We start from the raw sequence: 4420 nt of genomic DNA, 5'->3' as shown, positions 1-4420 counted from the left end.
GAACGGACGTCGGGCCCACGGCGACTCCTCCGGCGGCCAACGTCGCCCGGCCGCTCCCGCCCAGCGCAGGCAGGCGACACGCAATCCGACAAAGCAGCGCCGCTCGAACATCTTGTTCGGCCTCCTGATCACCACCGCCTGTGCGCTCTTCCTGACGCTCACTACGAGTTCGACCGTGGCGCTGTACGTCTTCGTGCTCGCACTCCTCGCGCTCGTCGGGTACGTCTACATGCTGTCGCAAGGTCGCCAGCGCGCCGAGAGCGCGACGTACGGCGACTGGCTCGAGTGACCTGATCCGAGTGGTGCGGGCACCGAGATCGTCCCGCTACACTCCATCGCCCTCGGGGCTATAGCTCAGTTGGTAGAGCGCGACAATCGCACTGTCGAGGTCAGGAGTTCGATTCTCCTTAGCTCCACGATTCCCGAGAACCCCAGGCGTCCACCGCGAGGCGGTCGCCTGGGGTTCTCGCCGTTGACGGCTCCGATCAGGCCAGCAGACGTGCGGCGAGAGCGTCACCGTCGCGATCGCGCAATGCGGTGTTCACACGCTGTCGTTCGAGCACCTGGTCGAGCGTCTGCGTCGCCTGCGCGATCGGATGGGACTCGAAGAACCGTCGGGCGTCGTCGACGGCATCGGCGGTGTTGAGCAGTTTCACCGCATCGACCATCCGGACGATCGTGTTGCCGGGGAACCGCTCGTTCGCGAGATCCCAGTTCTGCTTCACGAAGTCCCAGGAGGCGAGCCCGTGGTTCCGGTTCGCGATCGTCGCTCGGAGCAGGAACGGTGCGTTCTGGGTCTTCACAGCGTCGCTCATCGCGAGCTCGCGGGTCCGGGCGACGAGCCCGTCGTCGTCGAACTCGGCGAGCGCGTACAGGTGCCGGAGCTGTTCCTGCGGGGTCGAGGCAGTCGAGAATCCCGTGAGCATCCGTTCGTAGTCGTCGGCCCCTCCGGTCGCGGCGACCACGCCGGATGCCGCCGCGAGGAGTTCAGCGTCCACGGTGTCGCCGTCGAGTGACCGTGCGAATGCCCTACGACACGTCGCGATGATGGCCTCGTCGCGTCCGAGTGCCCCGGCGGTTCGGGTGAGCATGCCGCGCAACTTGCGGGTGAGGTCGGACTCTCCGGTCTGCGGATCGCCGAGTCGGCTCAACGCCGGTGCCAGCAGCGCGCGGACCCGAGCCCGCATCGCGTCGCGCGCGTGGTCGTCGACGAGTCGCGAGAGCCCGCCGAGGGCGACCACGACGGCCTGCCACACCCCATACGTGGCCTCGTCGACGAATCCGTCGAGCAGGTCCAGCAACTCGACGGCCGAGATCCGCCCGGCGACCGTGGCCGCCCACGCATCGTCGATCAGGCAGTACCGCTCGAGCGTGCTGAGCCCGCCGAGCACGGTGGGATCGGCGAAGCGGGTCATCAGCTCCGGGCCGTAGGACACCCGGAAGTAACCGTGACCGCCGGCATTCACGACCACGACATCGGAGTCCTCGACCGGGATCCGCGGCGACCGCCCGGGCTCGATCACGACGGTGCTGGTCTCGTCTCCGACCCGAACGTGGACCGGGATCACCCATTCGGAATCATCGGGTGACGCCGGATCGGTGGGGGAGTAGGCGAAGCGTTCCTGGCGGAGTTCGACCGCGCGGGCCCCGTCGCGTTCGACGAGTTCGGCGGACACGAGCGGATAGCCCGGCTGCCAGATCCAGGAGTCCATCATCCGCCTGACCGGTTCGCCGGACGTCGACTCGATGGCGTCCCAGAGGTCGTTGGTCTCGGTGTTCCCGTGGGCGTGTGTGCGCAGGTAGTGGGACACCCCCTCCCGGAAACGCTCCGGCGAGAGGTACTGCTCGAGCATGCGGAGCAGGGCACCACCCTTCTGGTAGGTCAGGACGTCGAACATTCCGTCGGCTTCGGCCGGCGAGTGCACTGCGAACTCGACCGGGCGCGTGCTCCGGAGCGAGTCGACTTCGAACGCGAAGCTTCGCTCCAGACCGAAGCTGGTCCAACGCTCCCACTCGGGTGCGAATGCGTCGCAGGCGGCGATCTCCATGAAGGTGGCGAATGCCTCGTTGAGCCAGATGCCGTTCCACCAGCGCATGGTCACCAGATCGCCGAACCACATGTGGGCCAACTCGTGCGCGACGACGTCGGCGACGTTCTGTCGCTCGCTCTGCGTCGAGCTGTCCGGATCGACGAGCAGCAGGCTCTCGCGGAACGTGATGCACCCGAGGTTCTCCATCGCTCCGGCGGCGAAATCGGGGAGGGCGACCAGGTCGACCTTGTCGGCGGGGTACGGGATGCCGTAGTACTCCTGGAACCAGCGCAGCGCGAATGCGCCGACGTCGAGGCCGAACCCGGTGAGGTCCGCCTTGCCGGGCACGTGCACCAGCCGGAGCGGGATGCCGTCGACATCGAGCGGTTCGGTCATCTCGAGGCGGCCGACCACGAACGCGACGAGATACGAGCTCATCACCATTGTGTCGGCGAAGCGGATGACGGTGCGCCCGTCGGCGGAGGAGCGTTCGATCTCCGAACCGTTCGAGATCGCGGTGAGCCCCTCGTCGATGTCGAGGGTGATCCCGAACACCGCCTTGAACTCGGGTTCGTCCCAGCACGGGAACGCCCGGCGGCAGTCGGTCGCCTGCATCTGGGTCGTGGCGATGACCTGCTCGACGCCGTCGTGGTCGACGTACGTGCTGCGGTAGAAGCCACGGAGCTTGTCGTTCAGGGTCCCGCTGAACCCGATGGTCAACACCGCAGGGCCGGGATCGATCTGGTCGTCGAGTGCCACGGTCATGCGCTCGGTCGACTCGTCGAGTGTCCAGCGACCGGCCGTTCCGTCGACCTCGACCGATCCGATGTCGAGTTCGATGGCGTTCAGCACGATCACCGATGTCGGACGCTCGACGGCGAGGGTGATCGACACCTCGCCCGAGAATGAGGCGTCGCCGAGCGCGGGACGAATCCGTACGTCGTAGCGCACGGGCCGCACCGTGTCAGGCAGACGGTACGGATCGGATTCGTCCCGCGGTTCCCCAGCGTCGGCGGGAGCGGCAGAGTTCGTCGGGTCGGTCACCATGACGGGGAGAGTACCGGGGGTATCGTTCCTGGCCGTGTCCGATTCGACGACCACCCAGCCGCCGTCAGTCGGGCCGACGTACGACGTCGTCGGGATCGGCAACGCTCTCGTCGACGTCATCGCGCATGCGTCCGACGACTTCCTCGCGAACCACGAGTTGGTCAAGGGAGCGATGACGCTGATCGAGACCGACCGTGCGGTCGAGTTGTACGGCGCCCTGTCCGGTGCCGTCGAGATGAGCGGCGGGTCGGCGGCCAACACGATGTGCGGTGTCGCCAGCTTCAAGGGCCGCGCTGCATACATCGGCAAGGTCGACAGTGACGATCTCGGACTCGTCTTCGGCCACGACATGCGCGCCGTGGGCGTGGCGTTCCGAGGCGGGGTCACGGCGCAGGAGGTCCCGACCGGGCGGTGCGTGATCGTGGTGACCCCCGACGCCGAGCGCACGATGAACACCTATCTCGGTGTGTCGTCGACGCTGGGAGTCGAGGACCTCGATGAGTCGGTCATCGCGGCCGGGCAGGTGCTCTACATGGAGGGATACCTCTTCGATCGGGAGCCCGCAAAGGCTGCGTTCCGGCGGGCCGCCGAGGTTGCACACGCGAACGGGCGCACGGTCTCGCTGACCCTCTCCGACTCCTTCTGCGTCGACCGGCACCGTGCCGATTTTCGCCAGTTGGTCGCCGAGAGCGTCGACCTGCTGTTCGGCAACGAGGATGAGCTCCTGTCGCTGTACGAACTCGACGACTTCGATTCCGCGATCGCAGCGCTGCGCGCCGAATGCCGGATCGGGGTCATCACCCGCGGCCCGTCCGGATGCGTGATCGTCACCGCCGATGAGGTGATCGAGGTGCCGGCCGTCGAGGTCCGCAAGGTTGTCGACACCACCGGTGCAGGCGACCTGTTCGCAGCGGGATTCCTGCACGGGTTGACGACCGGGGCCGAGCTCGCCGAGTGTGGCCGCCTCGGATCGATCGCTGCAGCCGAGGTGATCAGCCACGTCGGTCCGCGACCGCTCGTCGAGTTGCATACTCTTCGTAGCGATGCCTGACGAGACGCTCCGTACCGCACGCGCCTGGCTCGAGGCCGAGCCCGACGACGACCTCCGCGTCGAACTGGCAGCGTTGATCGAATCGACCGAATCGGGAGACGCCGACGCCGCAGCCGACCTCGACGCGAGGTTCGCCGGCCGGTTGCAGTTCGGGACCGCCGGCCTGCGCGCCGCTGTGGGTGCGGGCTCGATGCGGATGAACCGGCTCGTGGTTCGCCAGGCCGCGGCCGGCCTGGCTCGGTGGTTGCTCGACGAGCAGGCGGCCGGACGTCTCGACCGCGCCGCCGAGCGC

Annotated in this window: 3 protein-coding genes, 1 tRNA gene and 1 pseudogene; 4 read left to right on the top strand and 1 reads right to left on the bottom strand. The window is 67.6% G+C overall.

Annotated elements, in window-relative coordinates:
• Both WBV89_RS12165 and WBV89_RS12160 read left to right on the top strand, forming a co-directional pair.
• Window positions 1–289 (top strand): hypothetical protein (locus tag WBV89_RS12165; RefSeq protein WP_423981616.1); only part of this gene is annotated, 289 nt, incomplete at its 5' end.
• A gap of 54 nt (window positions 290–343) precedes the next feature.
• A tRNA-Ala gene (locus WBV89_RS12160) sits at window positions 344–416 on the top strand.
• A gap of 69 nt (window positions 417–485) precedes the next feature.
• Here the strand turns inward: WBV89_RS12160 and WBV89_RS12155 are convergent.
• On the bottom strand, window positions 486–3077 hold the full coding sequence (locus WBV89_RS12155; RefSeq protein ID WP_423981615.1) for a M1 family metallopeptidase: 2592 nt from the start codon (window positions 3075–3077) through the stop codon (window positions 486–488).
• A gap of 34 nt (window positions 3078–3111) precedes the next feature.
• Between WBV89_RS12155 and WBV89_RS12150 the strand changes: the two genes are divergently transcribed.
• Together WBV89_RS12150 and WBV89_RS12145 are read left to right on the top strand one after the other, a co-directional pair.
• On the top strand, window positions 3112–4128 hold the full coding sequence (locus WBV89_RS12150; protein ID WP_423981614.1) for an adenosine kinase: 1017 nt from the start codon (window positions 3112–3114) through the stop codon (window positions 4126–4128).
• Window positions 4121–4420 (top strand): annotated as a pseudogene (locus WBV89_RS12145) (phospho-sugar mutase); the annotation flags it as partial. The gene WBV89_RS12150 and the pseudogene WBV89_RS12145, both read left to right, overlap by 8 nt.

The organism is Ilumatobacter sp. (assembly GCF_049588435.1).
GTDB lineage: Bacteria > Actinomycetota > Acidimicrobiia > Acidimicrobiales > Ilumatobacteraceae > Ilumatobacter_A.
This window is presented reverse-complemented; position numbering and strand designations above follow the sequence as displayed.